Raw genomic sequence first — 5,808 nt, 5'->3', positions numbered from 1 at the left:
CGCCGACCGGTGCCCCCGGGCGCGCTCCCGGGGCCGGGGCGCCCGCGCCGTCCGGCCGCCCGAGCGGCCAGTCGCCGGCACGGGGCCAGAAGTGGTGCCGCTCCTCGTAGACCGGCGCGGTGATCCTCTCCAGTTCGTCGAAGAGGGCGGGATCACCCAGCTCCACGGAGGCGCGGTGCGGCACCGGCATGATCCAGGCGGCCTCCCGGGCGTCGCCGTGGACGGTGAGCCGCATGACGATCTGCTCGCTCCGCCCGTCCCAGTGCACGACCGAGGTCTCCTGGCCGACCGTGACCCGGGCCCCGCCGGACGGGATCATCGCCCCGCATCCGCAGGCGTACGCAGGAGCGGCCAGCGAGCCGCCCTGGAGCACCGCCAGGACCAGCAGTACGAGCCACACCCGTCCGTACCGGGCGCCGCCCGCTCTCCCCCCACGCATGCCCACTCCTCCTCGTGGCCGGCCCGCACGGCCGGACACGAGAGCGGACGCCGGCGGGCGCCACCCGGTTCCGCCCGCCGGCCGGCGGGCGCGGGGCTCCGCGGCGGTCTTCGGTCCCGCGCGGGCAATCTTCGTCCCAAGCAGGATGACAGTCAGGCGAAGAGGGGGTTGATTGTGTCTATCTCACAGGGCAGTGCGAGGCTTCATCCGCACACACCCGGGCCGGAGGGACAGTGCACGGAGCGGTGGGAGGGGCGCGCGGCGTGGCAGATGCGGAGCGCAGTGTGCGGGGGAACGTGGCGGCGGACCCGGGGACGAGGGCCGCGACGGCCCGCGCCGTCCTCTGGGTGCTCGTCGCCGTACTGGCGGTACGGCAGATGGCGGTGGTGCTGCGGCAGCCCCCCGGCGAACGCCTCACCGACCTGGCGTCCTGGACCGGCGAGGACGGCTTCCCGCACGTCGCGGGGTCCTTGTACGAGCCCGGCCGGTTCACCGGATCCCCCTTCGCGGGGCTGGTGCTCAAGCCGCTGACGGTCTCGGCCGAGCAGGCACTCGGCGTCGTGTGGACCTTCGGCTCCCTGGTGCTCGTCGCCGCGCTCGGGTTCGTCGCCGTGCGGGCCCTGCCGGCGCCCGTGAGCCGCCGCACCACGTTTCTCGCGGCGCCCTTCGCGATCGCCCTGCTGATGGCGTCGCTGCCCGTCCGCAACGCCCTGTACCTGGGGCAGACCAGCATCCTGCCCGTCCTGCTGGTGCTCCTCGCGTGCTTCGCCGCACGCGGCGAACGCCTCCCCGGAGTGCTGACGGGCGTCGCCGCGGCCCTCCAGCCGGCCCTCCTGCTGTTCGCCGTGCTGTTGTGGCTCACGGGCCGGCGGCGGGCCGCCGCCACGGGCGGCGCCACCTTCGCCCTCTGCACGGCGGTGGCCTGGGCGGCGATGCCGCACGACTCCTGGACGTACTGGGTGCACCACCTGGCGGGCGCCGGTCTCGGCGAACGCCCGGACGGCCTCGGCAACCAGTCCCTGCACGGGGCGCTGCTCCGCCTGGGGGTGGAGGGCCCGGCGGAGATCGCCCTGTTCCTGGCGCTGGCCGTCGCCGTCACCGCCCTCGGGCTGCGGCGCGCCGTGCGCTACGCGCGTGACGGGCAGCTCCTCCTCGCGGTGGCCGTCACCGGATGCGTCGTCGTCGCCGTCTCGCCCACCGCGTGGCAGCACCAGCTGCTCTGGGTGCTGCTCGCCGTCGTCGGCCGGGTCGGCACCCGGGCCTCCGACCGGCTGGTCTGGCCCGCCGTCGTGGTGCTCGTGCTGACCCTGCCGGGGAAGATGCTGCTGCCGAACGTGGGGGCGCTCCTGCCCGTACGCGACAACGTGCTGCTCATCGCGGCGCTCGGCGCGGCCTGCGTGGTGCCCTTCCTGCCGCGGACCTCCCCGTACTGGCGGCGGCCCGTCCCCACCGACTACGCGAGGCCCGTCCCGTCCCGGTTCTCCCGGGTGCCGCTGCTGCCGTTCTGGCGGCGGGTGCTCAGCCGCCCCAACCTGCTGCTGGAACTCCTGCTCATCCGGGTCGTCTACTCCGCGTACGCGAAGGTCCGGCTCCTGGCGGCGGTGGGGCGGCCCACCGCCGAGGAGCACGGACGGCAGATCCACTCCCTGGAGCGGTGGCTGCACATCGACGTCGAGCACTGGGTCAACCACACGGTCGTCGGCATCACCTGGCTGAGCGACTTCTTCGACTACTACTACTCGACGTTCCACTTCATCGTGCCGCTCACCATCCTGGGCGTGCTGTACGTGCGGCGGCCCTCCGACTACCGCTGGGCCCGCAGTTCCATCGGCTTCGCCACGGTCCTCGCCCTCGTCGGCTTCTGGCTCTACCCGCTGGCCCCGCCGCGCCTGATGCCGGGTCTCGGCTTCATCGACACCGTCCACGGCGCGCAGGACCTGTCGAGCCCCGACTTCGGGGCGCTGACGGCGGTCACCAACCAGTACGCCGCGATGCCGTCGCTGCACTTCGGCTGGTCGCTGTGGTGCGGCGTGGTGATCTGGGTGCTGGCGCCTAAGGCGTGGATGAGGGTGCTGGGCATGCTGCACCCGCTGTTCACGGTCTCCTGCATCGTGGCCACCGGCAACCACTGGGTCCTGGACGCGGTGGGCGGGGCGACCGTCGTGGGCCTGGGATTCGGGCTGACGTACGCCCTGGCGGGGCCACGGAGACTGGAGAAGCCGACGGGGGCCGGCCCGGCGGGGCGGACGGAGGACGAGGTGCGCCGGGAGGAGGGCGCGGCGCCGGCAAACGCCGGGGAGCCGGACGAGGCCGGGGAGCCGGCCGCCGAACCGGTGGGCACCAAGGGCTGACCCCCTCGCGGGCGTGGCCCTCGACGGCCGGGGCCCGGCGGGGACCGGCCGGCCGCCGGTGACCGGGTCACGGCGCCCGGGGCGCCTCGAAGGTGACCCGGGCCTCGAAGGCCGCACGCCGGGTGGCCCGCCGCAGCGCCCGCAGCAGGGTGGGGGCGACGGCGAGCGTCAGGGCCACGGTCAGGACGGCTCGGCCCAGGTCCCAGCCGAGCGACGTGGTCACGCAGTACGCCAGGAAGCGGACCAGGTTCTCGTGCAGCGGGTCGCCCGCGACGAAGGAGATCCCGGAGGCCTGCCCCGGCACGATCGTCCACCCGTAGAGGTTCATGACCGTGCCGTACGCGAACGCCGCCACGAAGCCGTACGCGGCGAGCATCAGCAGCTCGCCCCGGCCGCGCAGCCGCTCCGGGCCCGGCAGCAGGCCGGCCCCCATGGTGAACCAGCCCATCGACAGCATCTGGAACGGCATCCAGGGCCCCACCCCGCCCGTCAGCAGGGCCGAGGCGAACATCGTCACCGAGCCGAGCACAAAGCCGAAGCCGGGCCCGAGGACCCGGCCGCTCAGCACCATCAGGAAGAACATCGGCTCCAGGCCCGCCGTCCCCGCGCCCAGCGGGCGCAGCGCCGCGCCGACCGCCGCGAGGACCCCCAGCATCGCGACCGCCTTCGCGTCGAGGCCCGCGTCCGCGATCGTCGCGACGACGACCCCGACCAGCAGCACGAGGAGCGCGGCGAACAGCCAGGGGGCGTCCTGGGCGTGGGCGCGGCCGAAGTCCGCGCCGGCCAGGAGCGGCCAGCCGAAGGCGAGTGCGCCGATCACGCCGACGAGGACGAGCGCGGCGACGGCACGGGGTCCCAGGCGTACGGGACGGGTCGTCATCGCGGATCCTCCAGGGCGTCGCGCACCTGCCCGACGGTCAGCCACCCCTGGGGCGCGAGGATCTTCGACGTCTGCGGGGCGAACGCGGGCGAGGAGACCACGACCTGACGGGTCGGGCCGTCGGCGACGGCCTCCCCGTCGGCGAGGATCACCACCCGGTGGGCCAGTTCCGCCGTGAGTTCCACGTCGTGCGTGGCCAGGACGACGGCGTGCCCCTCCGCGGCCAGCCGTCGCAGCACACCGACGAGCCGGGCCTTCGCCGCGTAGTCCAGGCCGCGCGTCGGCTCGTCCAGCAGGAGCAGCGGGGGCCGCGCCGTGAGCACCAGGGCCAGGGCGAGCGTGAGCCGCTGGCCCTCGGAGAGGTCGCGGGGGTGGGTGCCGTCCGGCACCCCGGGGAGCAGCTCGCCGACCAGGGCCCGGCAGCTGCCGGGGGGCGCGCCCGCGTCGGTGTCGGCCGCCGCGCACTCGGCGGCGACCGTCTCCGCGTACAGCAGGTCGCGGGGCTCCTGCGGCACGAGCCCGACCCGTCGCACCATGTCGCGCGGGGGAGTGCGGGACGGCTGCAGACCGCCGACGAGGACGGAGCCGGTGGTCGGCTCGATCATCCCGACGAGCGTGGTCAGGAGCGTCGACTTGCCCGCCCCGTTGCGGCCCATCAGGGCCACGATCTCGCCCGCCGCGACGGACAGGGTGATGCCGCGCAGGGCCTCCACCCGGCCGCGCCGCACGCCGAGCCTGTCGGTCCGGGCCACCGGGCCCTCGACGGGCACCGGTGCGGCCGGGGCCGTACGTCGGCCGAGGAGCCGCCCGAGGACTCCGGGGCGGGAGGCCGGCGGCGCGGGGCGCGGGCGCGCGACGGCGTGCGGCGACGGCTCCCGCGCCGGCGGTTCGGTGCCGGCCAGGCGCTCGCGGAGGCCACCGGCCCGGCGGCGGGCGTCGCGCACCGACAGCGGCAGGGGTTCCCAGCCCGCCAGGTGCCCCAGCGCCACCACGGGCGGGCGGACGGGCGAGAGCGCCATGACGTCGGCCGGCGCCCCCATCACCGGCGCGGCGCCCGGCGACGGCAGCAGGAGGACCTGGTCGGCGTACTGCACGACCCGCTCCAGCCGGTGCTCGGCCATGAGCACCGTCGTCCCCAGGTCGTGCACCAGCCGCTGGAGCACCGCCAGCACGTCCTCGGCCGCCGCCGGGTCCAGGGCGGACGTCGGCTCGTCGAGGACCAGCACCCTCGGATGGGGGGTGAGGACCGATCCGATCGCGACGCGCTGCTGCTGACCGCCGGAGAGAGTGGCGATGGGCCGGTCGCGCAGCCCGGCCAGACCCAGCAGGTCCAGCGTCTCCTCGACCCGCCTGCGCATCACGTCGGGGGCCAGGCCCAGCGACTCCATCCCGTACGCCAGCTCGTCCTCGACGGTGTCCGTGACGAAGTGGGCGAGCGGGTCCTGGCCCACCGTGCCGACGAGGTCGGCGAGATCACGCGGCTTGTGGGTCCGGGTGTCCCGGCCGTCGACGGTGACCCTGCCGGTCAGCGTGCCGCCGGTGAAGTGCGGCACGAGGCCGGAGACGGCGTTCAGCAAAGTCGACTTGCCGACTCCGGAGGGGCCGACGAGCAGCACGAGCTCGCCCTCGGGGACCGTGAGGTCGACCCCCGTCAGGACGGGGTGCGCGGCACCCTCGTACCGCACGGAAACCTGCTCGAACCGGATCACGGGGCCACCTCGGAGGGGGAAGGGTCGACGGGAGGGGTCGGTACGGGGGCCACGGCCGCGGGCAGCAGGCCGACGAGCACCCAGGCGGCCGGCCAGAGCGGGAGCAGGGGCGCGGTCAGCGGCAGCACACCGGGGTTCAGGGCACCGGGATCGGCGCCGGCCGCCCGGATCATCGCCACGGCGACGGCCACCCCCGAGCCGGCGACCAGCCAGGCGCGCACGCCCCACCGGTCCGGGCGGTAGCGGGTGCGGACCGAGCGGCGGCCGCCCAGCCCCAGCCCGGCGAGGGCCGCGAGCAGTCCGGCCAGCAGCAGGGGGAGCCCGTACACGGCCCCGCGCGCGGCCAGTACCCCGTAGGTCCCCACACAGATCCCCAGCAGCCCGCCGAGCGTCAGGACGGCCGTGGTGCGCCGCACGGCGGGCGGGACC

At 75.6% G+C, this 5,808-nt stretch carries 4 protein-coding genes and 1 pseudogene; 1 reads left to right on the top strand and 4 read right to left on the bottom strand.

Going from position 1 to position 5,808, the window contains the following annotated elements; translation table 11 throughout:
* Window positions 1-439: DUF2330 domain-containing protein (locus tag ABZ371_RS28015; protein ID WP_358684611.1), on the bottom strand; the 439-nt coding region annotated here is incomplete at its 3' end.
* Window positions 440-702: 263 nt separating this feature from the next.
* Between ABZ371_RS28015 and ABZ371_RS28010 the strand changes: the two genes are divergently transcribed.
* Window positions 703-2,790 (top strand): bifunctional glycosyltransferase 87/phosphatase PAP2 family protein, encoded by a 2,088-nt coding sequence (locus ABZ371_RS28010; protein WP_358684608.1) that lies wholly within the window; start codon window positions 703-705, stop codon window positions 2,788-2,790.
* A 67-nt stretch (window positions 2,791-2,857) separates the two neighbouring features.
* Here the strand turns inward: ABZ371_RS28010 and ABZ371_RS28005 are convergent, their stop codons facing one another.
* The 3 genes and pseudogenes from ABZ371_RS28005 to ABZ371_RS27995 form a co-directional block, all read right to left on the bottom strand.
* On the bottom strand, window positions 2,858-3,670 hold the full coding sequence (locus ABZ371_RS28005; protein WP_358684605.1) for an ECF transporter S component: 813 nt from the start codon (window positions 3,668-3,670) through the stop codon (window positions 2,858-2,860).
* Window positions 3,667-5,379, bottom strand: a complete 1,713-nt coding sequence (locus ABZ371_RS28000; protein WP_358684602.1) for an ATP-binding cassette domain-containing protein — start codon at window positions 5,377-5,379, stop codon at window positions 3,667-3,669. The genes ABZ371_RS28005 and ABZ371_RS28000 overlap by 4 nt, the downstream gene beginning before the upstream one ends.
* A pseudogene (locus ABZ371_RS27995) lies at window positions 5,376-5,808 on the bottom strand (energy-coupling factor transporter transmembrane protein EcfT); the annotation flags it as partial. The pseudogene ABZ371_RS27995 and the gene ABZ371_RS28000, both read right to left, overlap by 4 nt.

Origin of the sequence: Streptomyces sp. NPDC005899 (assembly GCF_040629645.1) — a bacterium.
Taxonomy (GTDB): Bacteria; Actinomycetota; Actinomycetes; order Streptomycetales; family Streptomycetaceae; genus Streptomyces.
Note: the sequence above shows the minus strand (reverse complement) of the source record. Positions and strands in the feature narration are given on the sequence as shown.